Source organism: Pseudomonas sp. PK-RTE-24 (assembly GCF_054052265.1).
In genome coordinates this window covers 2126275-2151406 of the sequence record NZ_CM133224.1, presented here as the reverse complement: position 1 = coordinate 2151406, position 25132 = coordinate 2126275, and the positions used below count along the sequence as shown (strand labels likewise).

At 56.2% G+C, this 25132-nt stretch carries 22 protein-coding genes, 5 tRNA genes and 3 rRNA genes; 9 read left to right on the top strand and 21 right to left on the bottom strand.

What is annotated here, in order from left to right:
- Positions 1-4 precede the first annotated feature (4 nt).
- The 14 genes from tuf to tyrS form a co-directional block, all read right to left on the bottom strand.
- Entirely contained in the window at positions 5-1198 is a 1194-nt protein-coding gene (gene tuf, locus ACV8MC_RS09530) for an elongation factor Tu (protein ID WP_064361246.1), read from the bottom strand.
- A gap of 85 nt (positions 1199-1283) precedes the next feature.
- Positions 1284-1359: transfer RNA gene (locus tag ACV8MC_RS09525), tRNA-Thr, on the bottom strand.
- Positions 1360-1386: 27 nt separating this feature from the next.
- A tRNA-Gly gene (locus ACV8MC_RS09520) sits at positions 1387-1460 on the bottom strand.
- 25 nt (positions 1461-1485) lie between these two features.
- A tRNA-Tyr gene (locus tag ACV8MC_RS09515) sits at positions 1486-1570 on the bottom strand.
- 142 nt (positions 1571-1712) lie between these two features.
- The gene (locus tag ACV8MC_RS09510; protein ID WP_095181969.1) at positions 1713-2144 is read right to left on the bottom strand and encodes a hypothetical protein; all 432 of its coding nucleotides are present in this window, start codon (positions 2142-2144) and stop codon (positions 1713-1715) included.
- A gap of 7 nt (positions 2145-2151) precedes the next feature.
- Positions 2152-2904 (bottom strand): pantothenate kinase, encoded by a 753-nt coding sequence (locus ACV8MC_RS09505; protein WP_056786910.1) that lies wholly within the window; start codon positions 2902-2904, stop codon positions 2152-2154.
- Positions 2894-3847: a bifunctional biotin--[acetyl-CoA-carboxylase] ligase/biotin operon repressor BirA gene (gene birA, locus ACV8MC_RS09500; protein WP_056786912.1), complete on the bottom strand. Its 954-nt coding sequence runs from the start codon at positions 3845-3847 to the stop codon at positions 2894-2896. The genes ACV8MC_RS09505 and birA overlap by 11 nt, the downstream gene beginning before the upstream one ends.
- 132 nt (positions 3848-3979) lie before the next feature.
- Positions 3980-4095: ribosomal RNA gene (gene rrf, locus ACV8MC_RS09495) — 5S ribosomal RNA — on the bottom strand.
- A 154-nt stretch (positions 4096-4249) separates the two neighbouring features.
- Positions 4250-7143, bottom strand: a 23S ribosomal RNA gene (locus ACV8MC_RS09490).
- Between the two features lie 238 nt (positions 7144-7381).
- Positions 7382-7457, bottom strand: a tRNA-Ala gene (locus tag ACV8MC_RS09485).
- Positions 7458-7467: 10 nt separating this feature from the next.
- Positions 7468-7544: transfer RNA gene (locus ACV8MC_RS09480), tRNA-Ile, on the bottom strand.
- A gap of 123 nt (positions 7545-7667) precedes the next feature.
- Positions 7668-9204, bottom strand: a 16S ribosomal RNA gene (locus tag ACV8MC_RS09475).
- The 16S, 23S and 5S rRNA genes sit together here with 2 tRNA genes alongside, the layout of an rRNA operon.
- A 293-nt stretch (positions 9205-9497) precedes the next feature.
- Entirely contained in the window at positions 9498-9677 is a 180-nt protein-coding gene (locus tag ACV8MC_RS09470; RefSeq protein WP_457265109.1) for a hypothetical protein, read from the bottom strand.
- Positions 9678-9757: 80 nt separating this feature from the next.
- On the bottom strand, positions 9758-10957 hold the full coding sequence (gene tyrS / locus ACV8MC_RS09465) for a tyrosine--tRNA ligase (protein ID WP_016772931.1): 1200 nt from the start codon (positions 10955-10957) through the stop codon (positions 9758-9760).
- Positions 10958-11169: 212 nt separating this feature from the next.
- Here tyrS and ACV8MC_RS09460 point away from each other — a divergent pair, with 212 nt between their 5' ends.
- Both ACV8MC_RS09460 and ACV8MC_RS09455 read left to right on the top strand, forming a co-directional pair.
- Entirely contained in the window at positions 11170-12594 is a 1425-nt protein-coding gene (locus ACV8MC_RS09460) for a peptidoglycan DD-metalloendopeptidase family protein (protein WP_041476672.1), read from the top strand.
- 3 nt (positions 12595-12597) lie between these two features.
- On the top strand, positions 12598-13689 hold the full coding sequence (locus ACV8MC_RS09455) for an anhydro-N-acetylmuramic acid kinase (RefSeq protein WP_252876991.1): 1092 nt from the start codon (positions 12598-12600) through the stop codon (positions 13687-13689).
- A gap of 69 nt (positions 13690-13758) precedes the next feature.
- Here ACV8MC_RS09455 and erpA read toward each other — a convergent pair whose 3' ends face one another.
- Both erpA and argC read right to left on the bottom strand, forming a co-directional pair.
- Positions 13759-14109, bottom strand: a complete 351-nt coding sequence (gene erpA, locus ACV8MC_RS09450) for an iron-sulfur cluster insertion protein ErpA (RefSeq protein ID WP_007918905.1) — start codon at positions 14107-14109, stop codon at positions 13759-13761.
- Between the two features lie 147 nt (positions 14110-14256).
- The gene (gene argC / locus ACV8MC_RS09445; protein WP_042610443.1) at positions 14257-15291 is read right to left on the bottom strand and encodes an N-acetyl-gamma-glutamyl-phosphate reductase; all 1035 of its coding nucleotides are present in this window, start codon (positions 15289-15291) and stop codon (positions 14257-14259) included.
- A gap of 134 nt (positions 15292-15425) precedes the next feature.
- Between argC and hemJ the strand changes: the two genes are divergently transcribed.
- The 6 genes from hemJ (at position 15426) to coq7 (ending at position 19973) form a co-directional block, all read left to right on the top strand.
- Positions 15426-15854 carry a protoporphyrinogen oxidase HemJ gene (gene hemJ, locus ACV8MC_RS09440; RefSeq protein WP_039757756.1) on the top strand — a complete coding sequence of 143 codons (429 nt, stop codon included), beginning with the start codon at positions 15426-15428 and terminating at the stop codon, positions 15852-15854.
- Between the two features lie 33 nt (positions 15855-15887).
- On the top strand, positions 15888-16856 hold the full coding sequence (locus ACV8MC_RS09435; RefSeq protein ID WP_056786714.1) for an NAD(P)H-dependent flavin oxidoreductase: 969 nt from the start codon (positions 15888-15890) through the stop codon (positions 16854-16856).
- 80 nt (positions 16857-16936) lie between these two features.
- Complete coding sequence (locus ACV8MC_RS09430; protein ID WP_323619726.1) at positions 16937-17884, top strand: DUF805 domain-containing protein; 948 nt, start codon at positions 16937-16939, stop codon at positions 17882-17884.
- A gap of 61 nt (positions 17885-17945) precedes the next feature.
- The gene (locus tag ACV8MC_RS09425) at positions 17946-18734 is read left to right on the top strand and encodes an SDR family NAD(P)-dependent oxidoreductase (protein WP_122612457.1); all 789 of its coding nucleotides are present in this window, start codon (positions 17946-17948) and stop codon (positions 18732-18734) included.
- 56 nt (positions 18735-18790) lie between these two features.
- On the top strand, positions 18791-19129 hold the full coding sequence (locus tag ACV8MC_RS09420; RefSeq protein ID WP_017128660.1) for a histidine triad nucleotide-binding protein: 339 nt from the start codon (positions 18791-18793) through the stop codon (positions 19127-19129).
- 196 nt (positions 19130-19325) lie between these two features.
- Positions 19326-19973 carry a 2-polyprenyl-3-methyl-6-methoxy-1,4-benzoquinone monooxygenase gene (gene coq7 / locus ACV8MC_RS09415; RefSeq protein WP_041476678.1) on the top strand — a complete coding sequence of 216 codons (648 nt, stop codon included), beginning with the start codon at positions 19326-19328 and terminating at the stop codon, positions 19971-19973.
- Positions 19974-20084: 111 nt separating this feature from the next.
- Here the strand turns inward: coq7 and speD are convergent, their stop codons facing one another.
- Together speD and ACV8MC_RS09405 are read right to left on the bottom strand one after the other, a co-directional pair.
- A complete protein-coding gene (gene speD, locus ACV8MC_RS09410; protein WP_024014530.1) occupies positions 20085-20879 on the bottom strand; it encodes an adenosylmethionine decarboxylase in 795 nt (264 codons plus the stop codon).
- Between the two features lie 237 nt (positions 20880-21116).
- Positions 21117-21539: an OsmC family protein gene (locus ACV8MC_RS09405; RefSeq protein ID WP_016772921.1), complete on the bottom strand. Its 423-nt coding sequence runs from the start codon at positions 21537-21539 to the stop codon at positions 21117-21119.
- A gap of 235 nt (positions 21540-21774) precedes the next feature.
- On the opposite strand from ACV8MC_RS09405, the gene crp reads away from it, so the two are divergent.
- The gene (crp, locus tag ACV8MC_RS09400) at positions 21775-22419 is read left to right on the top strand and encodes a cAMP-activated global transcriptional regulator CRP (protein ID WP_041476679.1); all 645 of its coding nucleotides are present in this window, start codon (positions 21775-21777) and stop codon (positions 22417-22419) included.
- Here crp and ACV8MC_RS09395 read toward each other — a convergent pair.
- From ACV8MC_RS09395 to trpD, 3 genes are all read right to left on the bottom strand, one after another.
- The gene (locus ACV8MC_RS09395; protein WP_056786703.1) at positions 22416-23114 is read right to left on the bottom strand and encodes a lipoate--protein ligase family protein; all 699 of its coding nucleotides are present in this window, start codon (positions 23112-23114) and stop codon (positions 22416-22418) included. The two genes, crp and ACV8MC_RS09395, sit on opposite strands and share 4 nt — an antisense overlap.
- Before the next feature lie 127 nt (positions 23115-23241).
- On the bottom strand, positions 23242-24078 hold the full coding sequence (trpC, locus tag ACV8MC_RS09390) for an indole-3-glycerol phosphate synthase TrpC (protein WP_041476681.1): 837 nt from the start codon (positions 24076-24078) through the stop codon (positions 23242-23244).
- Positions 24075-25124, bottom strand: coding sequence for an anthranilate phosphoribosyltransferase (gene trpD, locus ACV8MC_RS09385; RefSeq protein ID WP_041476682.1), 1050 nt, complete (start codon positions 25122-25124; stop codon positions 24075-24077). Before trpD ends, trpC begins: the two co-directional genes overlap by 4 nt.
- Positions 25125-25132 lie beyond the last annotated feature (8 nt).

Sequence of the window (25132 nt, the reverse complement as noted above, 5' to 3'; positions counted from 1 at the left end):
CCGCTTATTCGATGATTTTGGCTACGACACCAGCGCCGACGGTACGACCGCCTTCACGGATAGCGAAACGCAGACCATCTTCCATCGCGATGGTTTTGATCAGGGTAACAGTCATCTGAATGTTGTCACCTGGCATTACCATTTCAACGCCTTCTGGCAGCTCGCAGTTACCAGTCACGTCAGTAGTACGGAAGTAGAACTGTGGACGGTAGCCTTTGAAGAACGGAGTGTGACGACCGCCTTCTTCCTTGCTCAGAACGTAAACTTCTGCGGTGAACTTGGTGTGCGGCTTGACCGAACCTGGCTTGACCAGAACCTGGCCACGCTCAACGTCGTCACGCTTGGTACCACGCAGCAGAACGCCGCAGTTCTCGCCAGCACGACCTTCGTCGAGCAGCTTGCGGAACATTTCAACACCGGTGCAAGTAGTAACGGTGGTGTCACGCAGACCAACGATTTCCAGCGGATCCTGAACGCGAACGATACCGCGCTCGATACGACCAGTCACAACAGTACCGCGACCCGAGATCGAGAATACGTCTTCGATTGGCATCAGGAATGGCTTGTCGATCATACGAACTGGCTCTGGGATGTAGGCATCCAGAGTTTCAACCAGTTTCTTGACGGCAGTGGTGCCCATCTCGTTGTCGTCTTTGCCTTCCAGCGCCATACGAGCCGAACCGATGATGATCGGAGTGTCGTCGCCCGGGAAGTCGTAAGTCGACAGCAGGTCACGAACTTCCATCTCAACCAGTTCCAGCAGCTCAGCGTCGTCTACCAGGTCAGCCTTGTTCAGGAAGACCACGATGTACGGAACGCCAACCTGACGGGACAGCAGGATGTGCTCACGGGTTTGCGGCATCGGACCATCAGCGGCCGAGCAAACCAGGATAGCGCCGTCCATCTGAGCAGCACCGGTGATCATGTTCTTCACGTAGTCAGCGTGACCTGGGCAGTCAACGTGAGCGTAGTGACGGATCTTCGAGTTGTACTCAACGTGCGCGGTGTTGATGGTGATACCGCGAGCTTTTTCTTCTGGTGCACTGTCGATCTTGTCGAAGTCAACGATTGCAGAACCGAAAACTTCGGAGCAAACGCGAGTCAGAGCAGCAGTCAGAGTGGTTTTACCGTGGTCAACGTGACCAATGGTCCCAACGTTGACGTGGGGCAGGGAACGATCAAATTTTTCCTTAGCCATCGATATCACCCTCTACAGAAGAAATTAGACAAACAATATCAACCATTAAAACAAAGGCAGATATTTTCATATCTGCCTTGTTATATGGAGCTCTTGAGCGGATTTGAACCGCTGACCTCACCCTTACCAAGGGTGTGCTCTACCAACTGAGCTACAAGAGCAAAACCCTTTTGCACAACCTGCAAACTTGGAGCGGGTAGCGGGAATCGAACCCGCATCATCAGCTTGGAAGGCTGAGGTTCTACCACTAAACTATACCCGCGGAGCCTGCAGCTCACGCTTAAATCTGGTGGAGGGAGAAGGATTCGAACCTTCGAAGTCGTAGACGTCAGATTTACAGTCTGATCCCTTTGGCCGCTCGGGAACCCCTCCTAATCAGGCCGGCATTCTATATCATGCCAAACCCCTGTCAAGCATTTTCTCATTTAAAAACCTGAGGTTAGCTGCGTTGACACGCTTCACTTCGAATCCCGTTTAAGGTGTTCGCTGTGGAGCGGGCGCCATTCTATGCAAACTATTGAGCAGGTGCAACCCCTTCGCACAGCATTATTTTATGTTTTAACTCATTGAATTCCTTGGAAAGGTTTTGCAACTGCAGATCGCCCAACAAACGCTGGCTGTCCGGCGCAGCTGCCAGCCAGTACCCGCTTCCGGCAGCATCTTTCGGCAGGGATTGCACATTGACTTTCATCGCCACCAGACGCTGTTGCAACCTGGCAATTGAATCTTCGTCAGAAAATCCACCAAGGAACAAGCACTGCTGACGCGGCGCCACCTCGCCTCTTCGACCTTCACCTGCGGTTTCGCTCAGCAGACGGATATCCTGCTGCGAACCACGATACAGATTAAGAGGCGTTACATCTTTGGCTCGCAAGGGCGCTTCCTGCTGATGCCAGACATAGTAAAAAACATTGAGTACAACCAGCAGCAGGAACAACCAACGCATATAAACCTCAAGACAAGGGACAAGCCATCGCCAAGCCGACAAAAACCAGGTCGGGCACAACCCTGGCGTCAGGCGCGACGCCTTTAACCAACTCGGCATCCCCTCCCGTAATAAAGACGGCGAATTGCTCTCCCCAGTACGCTCGAGCCAGCTCTAATTGAGTGAGAACGAAGCCCCTCAGCATCAAAGAACAACCGCGCTCCACCGCTTCAACGGTGGTCCGTCCCGGGACGTGACTGGAAAGGGCGCGCTCTGCTGCTTCATCACCATAACGAATTTTACGGGTATGGGTGCGCAACTGGTTTCGCATCAAAGGCATACCAGGACAAATGAACCCCCCGAGATGCTCACCGTCAGCCGCGACAAAATCGGCAGTGACCGCGGTACCGAAATCGAGAACCAGGCAAGCACTTCCGGCAGCCAGGTGGAAGCCGCCGAGCATCGCCAGCCAGCGATCAAGCCCCAGACGCTCATAGTCTTCATAGCCGTTTCGAACACCGGACATCTCGCGGGCGGGTTTCGCACACACGATAGGAATACCGAACGCGCGCTCAAGCATTTCGGTTAAAGCGCTGGTTTCCTCGTTAGTCCTGACGCTTACCAAACGACACTTGCGCAGCGAGAGCGACTTTATGATCCGTAGACTCTCAAGCAAAGCCTGATTGGAATCTACAACTCCTTCCGAGACCAGCCCACTCGCCGACGCATCCAGCACGCGCCATTTGATAAAACTATTGCCGCAGTCAAGCTCAAGAATCATCACGCAACCTCAGGCTGAGCTCTCCACCACTAAAGACTTTTTCAACACCATCTACAATCAAGCGCAACCCGCCTTGGCTATCAATCCCGAGCACTATCCCATCGATATGGCTGTTACCCGCGATCAACGACACGGATCGACCCTGCCACAGATGATTTTCCGCCCATTCTGCCTGCAGACTTGCGAACCCGTTGAGCTGGTGTTTATGGGTATAAGCTTTGAGTTGATTACTCAACTCAACCACCAGAGCATTGCGATCGCAGGCTTTGCCTGACTCCAGTTTTATAGAAGTCCATTGCTGGTCGACCTCATCGGCAACCTGCATATTCACGTTGATTCCTATACCCAATACAACATGACATACATCCGCCGGATCGCCGACGAGTTCGAGCAGGATGCCGGCTATTTTCTTGTTACCCACCAAAACATCGTTGGGCCACTTCAAACCGGCATTGGGCACGCCGGCGCTTCGCAAGGTCTGCATCACGGCCAAGCCAACAACAAGGCTCAACCCCTCAAGCTGACGCATGCCGCCATCTATTCGAAGAACCAAGCTGTAATAAAGATTTTCCGCAAATGGGCTCACCCACTTGCGGCCTCGACGACCACGGCCTGCCAATTGTCGCTCCGCGAGCACCAAAAACGGCGCGGGGGCGCCCTCACTGATGGAGCGCAGAGCTTCGGCATTTGTCGAGTCGACGGAGTCGAACACACGCACCGGCCATTGCGGCATCTTCCTGGTTATTTCAAGAGGATCAAGGAGCATCAGAGGCGCCGACAATTGATATCCGCGACCGCGAACTTTATGGATCGACAGGCCAAGTTCAGCTTCAAGCTGTTGTAGCTGCTTCCATACAGCACTTCGGCTAATTCCCAGGGCAACGCCCAAGTCCTGTCCGGAATGGAATCGTCCATCCTTCAGTAGATTCAACAACGTCAGCATGCAGGTATCGCCTCACAATGAGGCCCGCATAATAGCCATGCCCCGGGCCGTTGCATAGAAATCAAGCGGGCACATTTCTCGCAGGCAAAACAAAACCCCAACTGCTTTCGCAATTGGGGTTTCGGAATTTAATCTTGACGATGACCTACTCTCACATGGGGAAACCCCACACTACCATCGGCGATGCATCGTTTCACTGCTGAGTTCGGGATGGGATCAGGTGGTTCCAACGCTCTATGGTCGTCAAGAAATTCGGGTACTGACTCGTGACCAGATGGCCTCGCTTCAGCAAATTGGGTATGTGACAGCTAGGTGTTTGTGAATTTCGAACTTTCGGTTCGTTTCGTCTTCACACACCGCAATCTGGTGCCTTTTCAGGTCAGCAAATTGCTTGGGTGTTATATGGTCAAGCCTCACGGGCAATTAGTATTGGTTAGCTCAACGCCTCACAGCGCTTACACACCCAACCTATCAACGTCGTAGTCTTCGACGGCCCTTCAGGGAACTCAAGGTTCCAGTGAGATCTCATCTTGAGGCAAGTTTCCCGCTTAGATGCTTTCAGCGGTTATCTTTCCCGAACATAGCTACCCGGCAATGCCACTGGCGTGACAACCGGAACACCAGAGGTTCGTCCACTCCGGTCCTCTCGTACTAGGAGCAGCCCCTCTCAAATCTCAAACGTCCACGGCAGATAGGGACCGAACTGTCTCACGACGTTCTAAACCCAGCTCGCGTACCACTTTAAATGGCGAACAGCCATACCCTTGGGACCGGCTTCAGCCCCAGGATGTGATGAGCCGACATCGAGGTGCCAAACACCGCCGTCGATATGAACTCTTGGGCGGTATCAGCCTGTTATCCCCGGAGTACCTTTTATCCGTTGAGCGATGGCCCTTCCATACAGAACCACCGGATCACTAAGACCTACTTTCGTACCTGCTCGACGTGTCTGTCTCGCAGTCAAGCGCGCTTTTGCCTTTATACTCTACGACCGATTTCCGACCGGTCTGAGCGCACCTTCGTACTCCTCCGTTACTCTTTAGGAGGAGACCGCCCCAGTCAAACTACCCACCATACACTGTCCTCGATCCGGATAACGGACCTGAGTTAGAACCTCAAAGTTGCCAGGGTGGTATTTCAAGGATGGCTCCACGCGAACTGGCGTCCACGCTTCAAAGCCTCCCACCTATCCTACACAAGCAAATTCAAAGTCCAGTGCAAAGCTATAGTAAAGGTTCACGGGGTCTTTCCGTCTAGCCGCGGATACACTGCATCTTCACAGCGATTTCAATTTCACTGAGTCTCGGGTGGAGACAGCGCCGCCATCGTTACGCCATTCGTGCAGGTCGGAACTTACCCGACAAGGAATTTCGCTACCTTAGGACCGTTATAGTTACGGCCGCCGTTTACCGGGGCTTCGATCAAGAGCTTCGCGTTAGCTAACCCCATCAATTAACCTTCCGGCACCGGGCAGGCGTCACACCCTATACGTCCACTTTCGTGTTTGCAGAGTGCTGTGTTTTTAATAAACAGTCGCAGCGGCCTGGTATCTTCGACCGGCATGAGCTTACGGAGCAAGTCCTTCACCCTCACCGGCGCACCTTCTCCCGAAGTTACGGTGCCATTTTGCCTAGTTCCTTCACCCGAGTTCTCTCAAGCGCCTTGGTATTCTCTACCCAACCACCTGTGTCGGTTTGGGGTACGGTTCCTGGTTATCTGAAGCTTAGAAGCTTTTCTTGGAAGCATGGCATCAACCACTTCGTCACCCAAAGGGTAACTCGTCATCAGCTCTCGGCCTTAAGATCCCGGATTTACCTAAGATCTCAGCCTACCACCTTAAACTTGGACAACCAACGCCAAGCTGGCCTAGCCTTCTCCGTCCCTCCATCGCAATAACCAGAAGTACAGGAATATTAACCTGTTTTCCATCGACTACGCTTTTCAGCCTCGCCTTAGGGACCGACTAACCCTGCGTCGATTAACGTTGCGCAGGAAACCTTGGTCTTTCGGCGTGGGTGTTTTTCACACCCATTGTCGTTACTCATGTCAGCATTCGCACTTCTGATACCTCCAGCAAGCTTCTCAACTCACCTTCACAGGCTTACAGAACGCTCCTCTACCGCATCACCCGAAGGTGATACCCGTAGCTTCGGTGTATGGTTTGAGCCCCGTTACATCTTCCGCGCAGGCCGACTCGACTAGTGAGCTATTACGCTTTCTTTAAAGGGTGGCTGCTTCTAAGCCAACCTCCTAGCTGTCTAAGCCTTCCCACATCGTTTCCCACTTAACCATAACTTTGGGACCTTAGCTGACGGTCTGGGTTGTTTCCCTTTTCACGACGGACGTTAGCACCCGCCGTGTGTCTCCCATGCTCGGCACTTGTAGGTATTCGGAGTTTGCATCGGTTTGGTAAGTCGGGATGACCCCCTAGCCGAAACAGTGCTCTACCCCCTACAGTGATACATGAGGCGCTACCTAAATAGCTTTCGAGGAGAACCAGCTATCTCCGAGCTTGATTAGCCTTTCACTCCGATCCACAGGTCATCCGCTAACTTTTCAACGGTAGTCGGTTCGGTCCTCCAGTCAGTGTTACCTAACCTTCAACCTGCCCATGGATAGATCGCCCGGTTTCGGGTCTATTCCCAGCGACTAGACGCCCTATTAAGACTCGCTTTCGCTACGCCTCCCCTATTCGGTTAAGCTCGCCACTGAAAATAAGTCGCTGACCCATTATACAAAAGGTACGCAGTCACAGAACAAAGTCTGCTCCCACTGCTTGTACGCATACGGTTTCAGGATCTATTTCACTCCCCTCTCCGGGGTTCTTTTCGCCTTTCCCTCACGGTACTAGTTCACTATCGGTCAGTCAGTAGTATTTAGCCTTGGAGGATGGTCCCCCCATATTCAGACAAAGTTTCTCGTGCTCCGTCCTACTCGATTTCATGACCAAGAGATTTTCGCGTACAGGGCTATCACCCACTATGGCCGCACTTTCCAGAGCGTTCCGCTAATCTCAAAGCCACTTAAGGGCTAGTCCCCGTTCGCTCGCCACTACTAAGGGAATCTCGGTTGATTTCTTTTCCTCAGGGTACTTAGATGTTTCAGTTCCCCTGGTTCGCCTCTTGCACCTATGTATTCAGTACAAGATAACCATCTTATGATGGCTGGGTTCCCCCATTCAGACATCTCCGGATCAAAGTCTGTTTGCCGACTCCCCGAAGCTTTTCGCAGGCTACCACGTCTTTCATCGCCTCTGACTGCCAAGGCATCCACCGTATGCGCTTCTTCACTTGACCATACAACCCCAAGCAATCTGGTTATACTGTGAAGACGACATTCGCCGAAAATTCGAATTTCTCAACTAAGAGAACTCACAAATTTTACCTTAGCCTGATCCGTTACCAGTGAAAGTAACGTTCAGTCTATCTTTCTATCACATACCCAAATTTTTAAAGAACGATCTAATCAAAAGACTAGAAATCAATATTCAGTACGAATATTCATTTCTAAACTCTCAAACTTCGAAGCAGTTTATGGTGGAGCCAAGCGGGATCGAACCGCTGACCTCCTGCGTGCAAGGCAGGCGCTCTCCCAGCTGAGCTATGGCCCCATAACAAAATTGGTGGGTCTGGGCAGATTCGAACTGCCGACCTCACCCTTATCAGGGGTGCGCTCTAACCAACTGAGCTACAGACCCAATTTCGAGCTTGTAACTGTTAGCTCAGAGCTATCAGCTTGGAGCTTAAAGCTGCTTCTATCGTCTTCTTCAATGAATCAAGCAATTCGTGTGGGAGCTCATGCAGCAGCTGATGTCGTCGATTAAGGAGGTGATCCAGCCGCAGGTTCCCCTACGGCTACCTTGTTACGACTTCACCCCAGTCATGAATCACACCGTGGTAACCGTCCCCCCGAAGGTTAGACTAGCTACTTCTGGTGCAACCCACTCCCATGGTGTGACGGGCGGTGTGTACAAGGCCCGGGAACGTATTCACCGCGACATTCTGATTCGCGATTACTAGCGATTCCGACTTCACGCAGTCGAGTTGCAGACTGCGATCCGGACTACGATCGGTTTTATGGGATTAGCTCCACCTCGCGGCTTGGCAACCCTTTGTACCGACCATTGTAGCACGTGTGTAGCCCAGGCCGTAAGGGCCATGATGACTTGACGTCATCCCCACCTTCCTCCGGTTTGTCACCGGCAGTCTCCTTAGAGTGCCCACCATTACGTGCTGGTAACTAAGGACAAGGGTTGCGCTCGTTACGGGACTTAACCCAACATCTCACGACACGAGCTGACGACAGCCATGCAGCACCTGTCTCAATGCTCCCGAAGGCACCAATCCATCTCTGGAAAGTTCATTGGATGTCAAGGCCTGGTAAGGTTCTTCGCGTTGCTTCGAATTAAACCACATGCTCCACCGCTTGTGCGGGCCCCCGTCAATTCATTTGAGTTTTAACCTTGCGGCCGTACTCCCCAGGCGGTCAACTTAATGCGTTAGCTGCGCCACTAAGAGCTCAAGGCTCCCAACGGCTAGTTGACATCGTTTACGGCGTGGACTACCAGGGTATCTAATCCTGTTTGCTCCCCACGCTTTCGCACCTCAGTGTCAGTATCAGTCCAGGTGGTCGCCTTCGCCACTGGTGTTCCTTCCTATATCTACGCATTTCACCGCTACACAGGAAATTCCACCACCCTCTACCATACTCTAGCTTGCCAGTTTTGGATGCAGTTCCCAGGTTGAGCCCGGGGATTTCACATCCAACTTAACAAACCACCTACGCGCGCTTTACGCCCAGTAATTCCGATTAACGCTTGCACCCTCTGTATTACCGCGGCTGCTGGCACAGAGTTAGCCGGTGCTTATTCTGTCGGTAACGTCAAAATTGCAGAGTATTAATCTACAACCCTTCCTCCCAACTTAAAGTGCTTTACAATCCGAAGACCTTCTTCACACACGCGGCATGGCTGGATCAGGCTTTCGCCCATTGTCCAATATTCCCCACTGCTGCCTCCCGTAGGAGTCTGGACCGTGTCTCAGTTCCAGTGTGACTGATCATCCTCTCAGACCAGTTACGGATCGTCGCCTTGGTGAGCCATTACCTCACCAACTAGCTAATCCGACCTAGGCTCATCTGATAGCGCAAGGCCCGAAGGTCCCCTGCTTTCTCCCGTAGGACGTATGCGGTATTAGCGTTCCTTTCGAAACGTTGTCCCCCACTACCAGGCAGATTCCTAGGCATTACTCACCCGTCCGCCGCTGAATCCAGGAGCAAGCTCCTCTCATCCGCTCGACTTGCATGTGTTAGGCCTGCCGCCAGCGTTCAATCTGAGCCATGATCAAACTCTTCAGTTCAAACATCTTTGGGTTTTTAAGAAACCCTAAACTTGGCTCAGCAATCGTTGGTTACATCTTTGATTTCTCGCGGAGTAACTTGTGATGCTGATAATCTTGTTGACTATCAGTCTGACTGCACAAGCACCCACACGAATTGCTTGATTCAGTTGTTAAAGAGCGGTTGGTTAAGACCTTTCGTCTCAACCGAGGCGCGCATTCTACAGCAGCCTCATTTGCTGTCAAGTGATTATTTTCAGAAGCTTTCGAAGAATTCTTCAACAACTTCAACCACTTGCGCTTCCGATCTCTCGTTAGCGGGAGGAGAATTCTACAGCGTTAATCGCTGCTGTCAACACCTCTTTTTCTCCGCTTTCGACCGAGAAGATCGAACCGTCAAAAGAGCCAAACATCACCGCTCTTTCAACTCCTTCCAGACTTCGATGATCTGAAGCAAGCCACTGTCGAAAACCGCGCAACTCTTTGAATCTCAAGCAGTTTTCCGTTTCGACCGCGCCGGAAGTGGGGCGAATTATAGACTTCTAGAATTCGCCGTCAACCCCCAATTTCAACTTTATTCAGATTTCAGCGTAATACGCGCAAAAGCCTTCTTGCCGGCCTGACAAACGTGAGTCGTGCCCAGTACATATATAAAGGAGCGATCAACCACTTCGCCATCGACCCGGACTCCGCCCGCCGCCAACAGATCACGCGCCGCCGCCGAGTTCTTAACCAGGCCTGCCTTATTAAGGACGGCAGCGATCGGCATATCCTCAACCGAAGACAGTTCGATCTCAGGCAAGTCATCTGGAAGCTCGCCATCCTTCATGCGGTTGCCGGCGCCTCGGTGAGCATTCGCCGCAGCCTCTTCACCATGGAAGCGCGCAACGATCTCTTCAGCCAGCTTGATTTTGATGTCGCGTGGATTCGCTCCAGCTTCGACGTCAGCCCGGAAGGCGTTGATCTCATCCATCGAGCGAAAGCTGAGCAACTCGAAGTAACGCCACATCAGCGCATCCGGGATGGAAACCAGCTTGCTGTACATGACGCCTGGTGCTTCCTGGATACCGACATAGTTGCCCAGCGACTTGGACATCTTCTTCACGCCATCCAGACCTTCCAGCAATGGCATCGTCAGAATGCACTGTGCCTCCTGACCATACCCACGCTGCAACTCACGCCCCATCAGCAGGTTGAATTTCTGATCGGTACCGCCCAGCTCGACATCGGCGCGCAGCGCGACCGAGTCATAACCCTGAACCAGCGGATAGAGGAATTCGTGAATAGCGATTGGCTGGTTGGTGGTGTAGCGCTTGTCGAAGTCATCGCGCTCAAGCATGCGAGCGACCGTGTATTGCGAAGTCAGGCGAATGAAATCCGCCGGCCCCATCTTGTCCATCCAAGTGGAGTTGAAGGCAACTTCGGTTTTCGCCGGATCAAGGATTTTGAAAACCTGAGTCTTGTAAGTCTCAGCATTTTCCAGAACCTGTTCACGCGTCAGCGGTGGACGCGTTGCGCTTTTGCCACTTGGATCGCCGATCATCCCGGTGAAGTCACCTATAAGGAAGATGACCTGGTGCCCCAGCTCCTGGAACTGGCGCAGCTTATTAATAAGCACCGTATGACCCAGATGCAGATCCGGAGCGGTTGGATCGAAACCAGCCTTGATACGCAGCGGTTGGCCGCGCTTGAGCTTCTCGACCAGCTCGGACTCGACCAACAGTTCTTCCGCACCACGTTTAATCAGCGCTAGCTGCTCTTCAACCGACTTCATAACAGACCCGCAAGGCTCAGATTCAAAGGGAACCAACCATACAAGAACGCGCACCAATTACAAGTTTTGCCCGGCGCACGGACACCAATCCACAGACCCGAGGTCTGTAGACTTGCTTCAGCGATGATTTGGTTATATTTTATACAGTTATTTCATCTTCATCATGTCATTCATCTTTTCCAATTCATCTATTTCAAAGTCAAAAATTACCTATGACCACAGAACCGTCTAAAGCGCCCCCGCTTTACCCGAAGACCCACCTGCTCGCCGCAAGTGGAATCGCCGCCCTTCTCAGCCTGGCGCTGCTGGTATTTCCCTCCAGCGATGTTGAAGCCAAAAAGACGACTCTGAGTCTTGAACTGGAAAGTCCTGCTGAACAACTGACACAAGATCAAGACGCTGCCGATGCGGCTCAAGCCACAAACGAGCCCGCAGCTTCGCCGTTCGCCCAAATCGAAAACAGCGACGAAAACGCCGCGCAAACCGCTGAAACCGCGCCAGCACCTGTGGCGCCTGCTGAGAAACCGAAAGAGCCTGGGCACCGTGAAGTCGTGGTTTCCAAAGGCGATACGCTGTCTACCCTGTTTGAAAAAGTCGGTCTGCCTGCAGCCTCCGTGCACGAAGTACTGGCAAGCGACAAGCAAGCCAAACAGTTCAGCCAGCTCAAGCGTGGCCAGAAACTCGAGTTCGAACTGAGTCCGGAAGGCCAGTTGACCAGCCTGCACAGCAAGGTCAGCGACGTTGAAACCATCACCCTGACCAAGAATGACAAGGGTTATTCGTTCAACCGAGTGACTGCCAAGCCAACTGTTCGCACTGCCTACGTCCACGGTGTCATCAACAGCTCACTGTCGCAGTCCGCAGCCCGCGCCGGCCTTTCTCACAGCATGACCATGGACATGGCCAGTGTCTTTGGCTACGACATCGATTTCGCGCAGGACATTCGTCAGGGCGATGAATTCGATGTGATCTACGAGCAGAAAGTCATCAACGGCAAGGCCGTCGGCACCGGCCCGATCCTGTCGGCGCGCTTCACCAACCGCGGCAAGACTTACACCGCCGTTCGCTACACCAACAAACAAGGCAACAGCAGCTATTACACTGCCGATGGCAACAGCATGCGCAAGGCCTTCATCCGCACCCCTGTTGACTTCGCCCGCATCAGCTCGAAGTTTTCCATGGGCCGCAAGCACCCGATCCTCAACAAGATCCGCGCCCACAAAGGTGTCGACTACGCAGCGCCGCGAGGCACGCCGATCAAGGCTGCCGGTGACGGCAAAGTGTTGCTGGCCGGTCGTCGTGGTGGTTACGGCAACACTGTGATCATTCAGCACGGCAACACTTACCGTACGCTCTATGGCCATATGCAAGGCTTTGCCAAAGGCGTGAAAACCGGTGGCAGCGTCAAGCAAGGTCAAGTCATTGGCTATATCGGCACCACCGGACTGTCCACCGGCCCGCATTTGCACTATGAGTTCCAGGTCAACGGCGTTCACGTCGATCCGCTGGGCCAGAAGCTGCCAATGGCCGATCCGATCGCCAAGTCCGAACGCGCGCGCTTCCTCGCGCAGAGCCAGCCACTGATGGCGCGCATGGATCAAGAGAAGGCCACCATGCTGGCTTCGAGCAAGCGCTAAGCCATGGCCCTGTATATCGGTGTGATGTCCGGAACCAGTCTCGACGGGCTGGACATCGCCCTGATCGAGCAGACCTCGGCGATCAAACTGATCGCCACCCACTACCTGCCAATGCCTGACTCCCTGCGCGCCGAGCTGCTTGGCTTGTGCGCCAGCGGCCCCGACGAGATCGCCCGCTCGGCGATTGCCCAGCAACACTGGGTCGAACTTGCCGCGTCGGGCATTCACACCCTCCTCGCGCAGCAACAACTCAAGCCCGAAGCAATCCGCGCTATCGGCAGCCACGGTCAGACCATTCGCCATGAGCCGGCGCGCGGGTTTACCGTGCAGATCGGTAATCCAGCCCTGCTGACTGAGTTGACCGGTATTACCGTCGTCGGTGATTTCCGCAGCCGCGATGTCGCAGCGGGTGGCCAAGGTGCGCCTCTGGTACCAGCCTTTCACGAAGCTTTGTTTGAAGAGCGTACTGGTAACCAGGCAGTCTTGAATGTCGGCGGATTCAGCAATCTCAGCCTGATTGAGCCGAACAAACCTGTAGCCGGTTTCGACTGCGGCCCGGGAAATGTTCTGATGGACGCCTGGATTCACCGGCAACGTGGCGAGAACTATGACCGGGATGGCAAATGGGCTGCAACCGGCAAGGTTGAACCAACCCTGCTCAAGGCACTGCTAAGCGACCCGTTCTTCGTGACCAAAGGCCCGAAAAGTACGGGCCGGGAAGTCTTCAATCTGCCATGGCTGGAACAGCATCTATCGCGTCTGCCGACTTTCGCTGCCGAAGACGTTCAGGCCACGCTGCTCGAACTTACGGCGCTGACCATCGTCGAGTCGCTACAAAGCGCTCAATCGGGCACTCAGGAACTGCTGGTCTGTGGCGGCGGCGCGCACAACGCCACGCTGATGAAACGTCTGGCGGACCTGCTGCCAAATACCCAAGTCGCCAGCACCGCAACTCACGGGGTTGATCCGGATTGGGTGGAAGCCATGGCCTTCGCCTGGCTCGCCCATTGCTGCCTGGAAGGCATCGCCGCCAATCGGCCAAGCGTCACCGGCGCTCGCGGCCTGCGCGTACTCGGCGCCATCTACCCGGCATAACCTTCAGAAACAAAAACGCCGCAGAACCGAAAGGCTCTGCGGCGTTTTGTTGTGTGCTGTAAAGCGCGATCAGATCGAGAACGACGACCCGCAACCACAAGTCGTTGTCGCGTTCGGGTTCTTGATCACGAAGCGTGAACCTTCCAGACCTTCCTGGTAGTCCACCTCCGCGCCGGCCAGGTACTGGAAACTCATCGGATCAACCACCAGACTCACGCCTTCGCGCTCGACAATGGTGTCGTCATCAGCCACGTCTTCATCGAAGGTGAAACCGTATTGAAACCCTGAACAACCGCCGCCCGTAACAAATACGCGCAGCTTCAAGCGATCATTCCCCTCTTCATCGACCAGGCTCTTCACCTTGTGCGCAGCACCTTGAGTGAATTGCAAAGCCGTGGGGGTGAAGGATTCGACGCTCATGCTGACTATCTCCCGGCGTTACGCCGCCATAATGCGTGATGACGCGCATTATCCGCTTGTCCTAGAAAATTGGTCAACTATTAGAAAGGCAGCTGCAAGCTTCAAGCGGTGAGCTTCAAGCTTGCGGCGCCTGACCTGTGACGGCCGTTACGGCAGCATACCGGCGTGTGACAGACCGAAGCGCTCATCCAGTCCGAACAGAATGTTCATGTTCTGCACCGCCTGGCCCGAGGCGCCCTTGACCAGGTTGTCAATCACCGAGAGTACCACCACCAGATCGCCATCCTGTGGACGATGCACGGCGATGCGGCACACGTTGGCGCCGCGCACGCTACGGGTTTCCGGATGGCTGCCGGCTGGCATTACATCGACGAACGGTTCGTTGGCGTAGCGCTTTTCGAACAGCGCCTGCAGATCCACCGAGCGATCGACTACGGTCGCATAGAGCGTGGAGTGAATACCGCGAATCATCGGCGTCAGGTGCGGGACGAAGGTCAGGCCGACATCCTTGCCCGCCGCGCGACGCAGGCCCTGGCGAATTTCCGGCAGGTGGCGATGACCTTTTACCGCGTAGGCCTTCATGCTTTCCGACGTCTCGGAGTACAAAGAACCTACAGCCGCACCACGCCCGGCACCACTGACACCGGATTTGCAGTCGGCGATCAAACGCGATGCGTCAGCCAGACCTGCTTCCAGCAATGGGAGAAAACCCAATTGCGTTGCGGTCGGATAGCAACCCGGTACCGCGATCAGGCGCGCTTTCTTGATCTGCTCGCGATTGACTTCCGGCAGACCATAGACCGCTTCGTCCAGCAATTCCGGTGCGCCGTGCGGCTGGCCGTACCACTTGGCCCATTCATCAGCGTCTTGCAGACGGAAGTCGGCGGACAGGTCGATGACCTTGGTGCCCGCCGCCAGCAGCTCGCCTGCCAAGGCGTGAGCCACACCGTGTGGCGTGGCGAAGAAAACCACATCGCAGGCGCCAAGGGTTTTCACGTCCGGCACGCTGAACGCCAGCCCGTCATAGTGACCGCGCAGGTTCGGGTACATGTCAGCCACGGCCAGACCGGCCTCGGATCGGGAAGTGATGACGACCACTTCTGCCTGCGGATGCTGTGCCAACAGACGCAGCAGTTCGACACCGGTGTAACCCGTGCCGCCGACGATACCGACCTTGACCATAAACCTGCCCTCAACGAACCCACTGGAAAGCCGTCGATAATAGGGGCCGCGCGCGCCTGCGACAACCGCCAAGGTGACGCGCGGACGCTCAAGCCTCTACTATCTGGCTACCGTGAATGAGGGAATACCCAAAAATGCTCTATCTATGGCTCAAAGCGTTTCACATTGTCAGCGTCGTCTGCTGGTTTGCCGGACTGTTCTACTTGCCGCGCCTGTTCGTTTACCACGCGCAAAGCGCAGACACGATCAGCCAGGAACGCTTCAGCGTCATGGAGCGCAAGCTGTATCGCGGCATCATGGGCCCGGCGATGATCGCCACGCTGATCTTCGGTGGCTGGCTGATCTACCTCAACCCTAGCCTTTTCAGCCAGGGCGGCTGGATCCACGCCAAACTGACCCTGGTCGTATTGCTGATCGGCTACCACCACATGTGCGGCGCGCAGGTCAAACGCTTTGCCCGTGGCGAAAACACCCGCAGCCATGTCTTTTATCGCTGGTTCAATGAAGTGCCGGTTCTGATATTGCTGGCTATCGTAATTCTGGTCGTGGTCAAGCCGTTCTAACTTCAATCAATAAAAATCTTCGGGGTGTTCACAATGTCGCTGCCCGCTTTGCTCGAACAACGTCTGCGTCTGCCCGTGGTGGCGGCACCGATGTTCCTGATCTCCAATCCGGAACTGGTGCTCGCCTGCTGCCGCAATGGTGTGGTCGGCAGCTTTCCGGCGCTGAACCAACGCGAAAGCAGTGGGTTCAAGGCTTGGCTGGAACAGATCGAAGCGGGCCTGGCGACGCTGGATAATCCGGCCCCTTATGCGGTGAACCTGATTGTTCACCACAGCAATCCGCGCCTGCAGGCGGATCTGGACATCTGCGTGGAGCATAAGGTGCCGATCGTGATCACCAGTCTCGGCGCGGTGAAGGAACTGGTCGACGCGGTGCACAGCTATGGCGGTCTGGTGTTTCACGACGTGACCACGCGGCGCCATGCCGAGAAAGCCGCTGAAGCCGGTGTCGACGGGCTCATTGCCGTTGCGGCCGGTGCCGGCGGGCATGCTGGTACCTGGAGCCCGTTTGCGCTGATTGCCGAGATCCGTGAGTTCTTCGACAAGACACTCTTGCTTGCAGGATGTCTGAACCACGGCCATGAGATTCTCGCCGCGCAACTGCTCGGCGCGGATTTGGCCTACTTCGGTACGCGATTTATCGGCACCACAGAAAGTCACGCGCCTGACGCCTACAAAGACATGCTGCTGACAGCCAAGGCTGCCGACATCATTCATACTCCAGCAGTGTCGGGAGTGCCGGCCAGTTTCATGCGCCAGAGCCTGGAGGCGGCCGGTTTCGACATGGCGGCACTGCAAGGCAAGGGCGAGGTGAACTTCGGCGACAAGCTCAAGCCGATCAACGATGAAGCCAAAGCCTGGAAGACCGTGTGGTCGGCGGGCCAGGGTGTTGGCCAGATTGGTGACCTGCCAAGCGTGGATCAGTTGATTGCGCGGCTCGATGCAGAATATCGTCAGGCTCAGGCGCGCGCCGCACAGCTGCCGGAACGCTGGCCGCGCTGAGCAATACCCCCGGCCAGTCGCTGTCAGACTGGCCTTGAACTGACTACTGCAAACCCAATCGCGACAAGGATGCCTCGGCCATGAGCGACACCCGTTACAAGATCGTCTTCGACGGCGCGCTGCAGCCCGGCGTCGACCTCACCACCGCCAAACTGAATCTGGCGGATCTGTTCAAAAGCGATGTGGCCGCCATCGAGCGCCTGTTCAGTGGCCGCACCGTCGCCCTCAAACGTGATCTGTCCCACAGCGATGCCCAGACGTATCTGCAGGCATTGAACAAAACCGGGATCGATGCGCGGATCGAAGCGGAAACCGCCATCGAGCTGAATCTGGCGGATGTCCACGATAACCCTGCAGCGGTGGCGGAACCGGACTCGCCTTACGCCCCACCGCGCGCCAATGTCGGTGAAGCTCTGCCGCCATTCGCCACGCTCAAGCCATTCAGCGTCGAAGGCCGGATCGGTCGCCTGCGCTTTCTCGCCTGGACCATGGTCCTGAGCCTGGTGACCCTGCCCATCGTCGGTGTGTTTGCCTTGATTGCCTTGGGTCTGGTCAGTGGCGATTCAACCACCGGCCTGATCCTCGGCGGCATTCTGGCGGTCTTCCTGTTCCTCGGTTTCATGATCGTCAGCATTCTGTTCAGCGTTCAGCGCCTGCACGATATCGGCTGGTCGGGCTGGCTGTGGTTGTTGAATCTGGTGCCGTTCGTCGGCAGTTTTTTCCCTCTGGTGATGATGGTCGTACCCGGCAATGCCGGCGCCAACCGCTATGGCCCGCCACCACCGCCGAACAGCACGGCGGTCAAAGTGCTGTGCTCGTTATGGATCGTATTCTTCGCACTGATTTTTGCCGGAGGCCTTCTTGGCGGCTTCTCGGCTGTGCAGGAAGAATATGAAAGCAATCTGGAGAGCAGCTATGACAGCGGCGCGGTGACCACCGACGAAGTTGAGGTCGTCGAACCGCCAGTGATTTCCGCCGACGAGGCAGCCGAACCGGCGCAGGCCCCTGTAGACTCTGCGCAAGAATGAACAGCGCTCCCTGCCGCGACAATCGCGTCGCCGGCGCGGAGCTGTTGCGATGGAGAACTGCATGACCCGTTACGCTCTGATCACCGGTGCTTCCAGCGGCATCGGCCTGGCCATGGCCGAAGCACTGGCCCGGCGCGGCCGCAGCCTGATTCTGGTGGCACGGCAGCGTGATCAGCTGGAAAGTATCGCCATCGAGCTGACCCAGCGCTTCGATGTCGAAGTATTGTTTCGCGCCTGCGATCTCGGCGAACCTTTGCGCCTTTCCGGTTTTTTGCTGGAGCTCGAAGAAGGTGACCGGCAGATCGATCTACTGGTCAACTGCGCCGGCATCGGCACTTGCGGGCCATTCCTCGCGCAGGACTGGATGACCGAGCAGGACCTCATCGAGGTCAACATTCTCGCCCTCACCCGCCTCTGTCATGCGGTGGGCAACAGCATGGCGCTGCTGGGTGGCGGGCAGATCCTCAATGTCGCCTCGGTGGCTGCGTACAGCCCCGGCCCATGGATGAGCACGTACTACGCCAGCAAAGCCTATGTGCTGCATTTTTCCGAAGCCCTGCGCGTGGAGCTCAAACAAAGCGGCGTGAAAGTTTCGGTGCTGTGCCCCGGCCCGACGCGCACACCGTTCTTCCGTACCGCACAGATGAGTAGCGAAAAGATCGAAAGCAGCCACTCGCTGATGAGTCCGGAAGAAGTGGCACTGCATGCCGTACGCGCACTAGATAAAAACCGCGCCATCATCATTCCGGGACGACGCAATCGCTGGCTGGCGTTCCTGCCGCGGCTGGGTTCGCGCTGGCTTAACCGGACGATTGTCGGCATGGTCAACAAAGCTTACTGCCCCCGCTAGGAAGACGACTTCGAAGCGGTACACTCGATTCAGCCCAACTCAACGGAGAAACAGCAGTGGATACTCTGTTCACCAAGATCATCAACCGGGAAATCCCGGCGAAGATCATTTACGAGGACGACCAGGTTCTGGCCTTCCACGACATCGCCCCCCAGGCTCCGGTGCACTTTCTGGTAATCCCGAAAAAACCGGTGCGCACGCTCAACGACCTGACCGAAGACGACAAGGCGCTGGCCGGGCACATCCTGTTCACCGCGCAGCGTCTGGCGCTGGAACTGGGTTGCGAAGAGGGCTTCCGCGTGGTGATGAACTGCAATGAACTTGGTGGGCAGACTGTCTATCACATTCATATGCACGTGCTGGGTCAGCGCCAGATGAACTGGCCGCCGGGCTGACTGGCGACAACCAACTGTGGGAGCGAGCCTGCTCGCGAAGGCGCCGATACATTCAACACTTCAGTATCCGATAATCCGCTTTCTCGAGCAGGCTCGCTCCCACAAAAAAGCCTGACCGCGCAGCAAGTGACCCAGCGCAAACCCTCGCCGGCCGATTCGGTTAAACTGGCCGCCGAGATTCTTCCCGGAGGTCAGCATGACTACCCAACGTCACTACTCGCCCATAGACCGTCTGCTGCTGCAAGCCGATGCCGCGATGCGCACTCTGTTGCCCTTCAGTGGCCAGCCGTACCGCCCGTCGCCAGCGATTCTGCAGCCGGATACGCAGATGAGCGATGAAGACACTCGCCACGTCGCCGGCCTGATGCGCATCAACCACACCGGCGAAGTCTGCGCCCAGGCGCTGTATCAGGGGCAGGCGCTGACCGCCAAGTTGCCGCAGGTACGCGCAGCCATGGAGCACGCGGCTGAAGAAGAGATCGACCATCTGGTCTGGTGCGAGCAGCGCATCCATCAGTTGGGCAGCCACACCAGCGTGCTGAATCCACTGTTTTACGGCATGTCGTTCGGTATCGGCGCGGTGGCCGGACTGATCAGCGACAAGGTTAGCCTTGGTTTCGTTGCGGCGACCGAGCATCAGGTCTGCAAACACTTGAACGAACATCTGGAGCAATTGCCGGCCGAGGACGAGAAGTCCCGGGCAATTCTTGAGCAGATGCGCATCGATGAAGAACACCATGCGGAAAGTGCCCTGGATGCGGGCGGGTTTCGTTTTCCGGCGCCAGTGAAGTTCGGCATGAGTTTGTTGGCGAAGGTGATGACCAAGAGTACTTATCGGATCTGAGATCCGTGTCGGTGCTGATGACCTCTTCGCGAGCAGGCTCGCTCCCACAGGGGTTTTGTCTGAAGCATGAAAAAGGCGACCAGGAGGTCGCCTTTTTTGTTTCCGGGAATCTTAGGTCGGCATGTTGCGCGCGTAGAAGATTTCCAGCATTTCGTGTTTCACACGGTCGGTCACCTGGGCACGTTGCTCGGGCGAGAGGTTGCTGGTGGCGTCGCCGAACAGGTAGTTGTCCAGTTCGAAGTTCTTCAGCAGCATTTTGGTGTGGAACAGGTTTTCCTGATACACGTTCACGTCGGTCATCTGGTACGCGTCGCGAGTGTCTTCGGAGAGGTAGTTCTGGATCGAGTTGATCTCGTGGTCGATGAAGTGCTTGTTGCCTTCAACGTCACGGGTGAAACCGCGCACACGGTAATCCACGGTCACGATGTCCGAATCGAACTGGTGAATGAGGAAGTTGAGCGCTTTGAGCGGTGAAATGACACCACAGGTCGACACGTCGATATCCACACGGAACGTTGCAATACCGTCGTCCGGATGGATTTCCGGATAGGTGTGCACCGTGATGTGGCTCTTGTCGAGGTGGGCCAGAATGATTTCGGGCAACGGGCCCGGCGATTCTTCGATCTGGCTGTCAGTCGGGGTTACCGGCTCTTCCGAAATCAGAATCGTGACGCTGGCGCCCTGGGGTTCATAGTCCTGACTGGCGATGTTCAGGATGTTGGCACCAATGATCTCGACAACTTCTGTGAGAATCTGCGTCAGGCGTTTCGCGTTGTACTCTTGATTGATGTACTCGACGTAAGCCTGCTGGTCTTGCGGGGTCTCCGCGTAGCAGATGTCATAGATGTTGAAGCTCAAGGTCTTTGTCAGGTTATTGAACCCGTGGAGCTTGAGTTTGCTTTTCACCGTTAAAAACTCTCTATGTATGCGGCGCGGCCGCGTGATCAAGCATGCCCGTCAAGTGCGAACAACGCACCTGCGTAGGACGGTTAACACCTCTTCGCGATGGCGATTTTGGTTATCTGTTCAGGCGGATGACCCGTCGGCTGACCGATCACTGCCCTGAAAAAAGTGGCGCATTATGCAGACGTCAGCGGGGGATCGCCAGAGTCTGCACTGCTTTTATGATAGTTGAATGTCGGTTCAGCCGAGTTCGACGATTTCATAATCGTGGGTGATTGCCACGCCAGCCGCGCCGAGCATGATCGACGCCGAGCAATACTTCTCGGCCGACAGCTCGATGGCGCGCTTGACCTGAGCTTCCTTCAGGCCCCGGCCCTTGACCACGAAGTGCATGTGGATCTTGGTAAACACCTTGGGATCTTCAGTCGCACGCTCGGCATCAAGGAAGGCTTCACAGCTTTCAACGGCCTGGCGCGACTTCTTCAGGATGCTGACCACGTCGAAGTTGCTGCAACCGCCGACACCCAGCAAGAGCATTTCCATCGGGCGAACCCCGAGGTTACGGCCACCGGCATCTGGCGGGCCGTCCATTACCACGACATGACCGCTGCCGGATTCGCCGAGGAACATGGCTTCGCCAGCCCATTGGATGCGTGCCTTCATCGCCCAGACTCCACTGTAAAAAAAGGGTCGCCAGCTTAGCACAGCGCTTTGTCCCGACAGGAACGACGTCCTAGGACGGATGCTTTCTGGCTGTAGGTAATTTCTCGAATTCTCGACGAAGTGTCTGGTAAGCTGGCGCCAATTCGCTGGCGCCAATTCGTCAGCTCTGTAGCGACCGCCTTCAGCGCCTCATAAAAACTCAAACATCACCGTGCAGTCTTTTCGGGATACAACCATGGTTGCTATTACCCCCACACCCAAAATCAAGAACATCGACAAGCTGTTGATGCATTGCCAGCGCCGGCGTCATGCGGCCAAGAGCAATATCATCTGCGCCGGGGATCGCTCGGACACGCTGTTTTTCATCATCAAAGGCTCGGTCACCATCCTCATCGAAGACGACGATGGTCGCGAGATGATCATCGCTTACCTGAACGCCGGGGATTTCTTCGGCGAACTGGGTCTGTTCGAGCAGGCAGGTCAGGAGCAGGAACGCAGCGCCTGGGTGCGTGCCAAGGTTGAATGTGAAACCGCAGAAATCAGTTACGCCAAGTTCCGCGAGTTATCGCAGCAGGATCCAGACATTCTTTACGCCCTCAGCGGACAAATCGCACAACGCCTGCGTAACACCACGCGCAAAGTCGGCGACCTGGCGTTTTTCGATGTCACTGGCCGAGTCGCCCGCTGCCTGCTGGAGTTGTGCAAACAACCGGACGCCATGACTCACCCGGACGGCATGCAGATCAAGGTCACCCGCCAGGAGATCGGCCGGATTGTCGGTTGTTCACGGGAGATGGTCGGCCGCGTGCTCAAGGATCTTGAAGAACGCAACCTGGTCGATGTGAAAGGCAAGACCATGGTGGTCTTCGGCACGCGCTAGACGTAAATCTGCGCCAGCATCAAACGAAACAATTCATCGAGACGCGCCAATGCCTGTGGCGCGTTGAATTTCTCATGCAGGGCGATGTGGCTTTGCGCCCTCACCCGCTGATCCAGGCCGCAGGCTTCATTGAAGCGATTGACCGCAGCAACCATCGCTTCGCGCTCGTCATCCATCAGCATCGCACCATGCACCAGGCCAACCGGACGCTGGCCGCCCTGACTCTGGCGCCAGCGCTGGGCGGTGCCGACCATCTTGCGACCGTCGAGATTGACGTTGAAACGGCCGTCGCAGAATGCGCCGTCGATTTCCCCGACCGACGAGGTGCCACCCAACTCATCCAGCAACTGACAGATCGGATCGCACAGGCGGCGGTAGCCGGTTTCGATGCGGTTCAGATCGCCTTCGCTGCGAGGCGGGGCATATACCAAGGCAATGTTGACGGTCGCAGCGGATTGCGGGACGGGCTCACCGCCGGTTTCACGCAACAGCACCGGCCAGCCAGCAGCAGCGGAAACTTCGCAGGCGTGGTCGAAATGCGGGAGACGGTTGAGGCGGCGCGGCATGACCAGCGCGCGATCGGTGGGTTGCCAGAACAGCAGGCCGAATTCGGCGTCGCCGGCGCAGACCGAGGCCAGCAAGTCCTGTTCGGCTTGCAGGCCGGATTCGATGGTCAGCGGGGTTGGCAGCGACATGGTGAGCTCCGGCAGATTGAATCTCTTTAGCGGAATTTAGCGCCCCTTCGCGAGCAGGCTCGCTCCCACAGGGGGAAATGCATTCCAAATGTGGGAGCGAGCCTGCTCGCGAATGAGGTCGACTCGGTCAGTCGAGGGTCGAACCACTGATCGGCACACCACGCTCCGGAAAGAACAGGCGCTGCAATTCAATGCCCGGATTTTCCGCGCGCATGAACGCTTCGCCGACCAGGAACGAGTACACATCGCTGATTTCCATCAGCTCGACGTCGGCCCGATTGAGGATGCCGCTCTCGGTGATCACCAGGCGATCGCGCGGGATGCGCGGCAGCAGGTCGAGGGTGGTTTCCAGACTGACGTCGAATGTGTGCAGGTTGCGGTTGTTGACCCCGACCAGCGGCGTGTCGAGGGTCTTCAGCGCGCGCTCCAGCTCGTCACCGTCGTGCACCTCCACCAAGACGTCGAGACCGACGCCTTTGGCCACGGCGGCCAGCTCGGCCATTTTCACGTCGTCCAGGGCGGAGACGATCAACAACACGCAATCGGCGCCAAGCGCGCGGGCTTCAACGATCTGGTACGGATCGATCATGAAATCCTTGCGGATCACCGGCAATTTGCAGGCGGCGCGCGCCTGTTGCAGGTAGGCATCGGCGCCCTGGAAGTAGTCGATATCGGTCAGCACCGACAGACAGGTGGCCCCACCCTTTTCGTAGCTCTTGGCAATGTCTGCCGGCACGAAGTCTTCGCGGATCACGCCTTTGCTCGGCGAAGCCTTTTTGATTTCGGCAATCACGGCCGGTTGTTTCTTCTTCGCTTGCGCCAGCAAAGCCTGGGCAAAACCACGGGGTGCATCGGCCGCCTTGGCCAGACTTTCCAGCTCGCTCAGGCTGACCCGAGCGCTGCGCTCGGCGACTTCCTCAACCTTGCGCGCCAGAATGTTTTCCAGAACCGTCGGTACACTCATCCTTCATTCTCCACTTTGAATACCGCGGTAAAGGCACCCAGCTCCTCGAGTTTTTCCCGAGCGAGGCCGGTGTGCAGCGCGTCGTGCGCCAGCTCCACACCTTGTTTCAGACTGCTTGCGAGGTCGGCGGCATACAGCGCCGCACCGGCATTGAGCACAATCATCTCGGCAGCTTTCTGGCCGTTTTCGGTTTTGCGCTTGCCGAGGGCGTCACGGATCAGCGCCAGCGACGCTTCCGGGCCTTCAACCGATAGACCGTGCAGGCTCTGGCTCTTCATGCCGAGGTCTTCCGGTTCGACCCAATACTCAGTGATTTCGTTGTTTTTCAATTCAGCGACAAAGGTCGGCGCGGCGAGGCTGAACTCATCCAGGCCGTCCTTCGAATGCACGACCAGAACGTGTTTGCTGCCCAGTCTTTGCAAGACTTCGGCCAATGGCCGGCACAGCGCCTGAGTGAACACACCGACCACCTGATGCTTCACACCGGCCGGATTCGTAAGCGGGCCGAGCATGTTGAACAGCGTGCGCAGGCCGAGTTCGCGGCGCGGGCCGGCGGCGTACTTCATCGCTTTGTGGTGAGTCTGGGCGAACATGAAACCGATGCCGACGTTGTCGATGCAGCGCGCGACCTGCACCGGGGTCAGGTTCAGATAAATGCCGGCAGCTTCCAACAGATCGGCACTGCCGCTCTTGCCGGACACTGCGCGGTTGCCGTGCTTGGCCACGGTGCAACCGGCCGCTGCGACAACAAAGGAAGACGCGGTCGATACGTTGAAGATATTCGCACCGTCACCGCCGGTGCCAACCACATCGACGACGCCGTCGAGGGTTTTCAGCTCGACCTGATCGGCCAGCTCGCGCATCACCGACACGGCGCCGACGATTTCGTCGATGCTCTCGCTCTTCATGCGCATGGCCATCATGAACGCGCCGATCTGCGCTTCGGTGCACTGACCGGTCATGATTTCGCGCATCACATCGCGCATTTCATCGGTGCTGAGGTCGAGGTGTTCGACGATACGGCTCAGGGCTGTCTTGATATTCATGGGAAGTC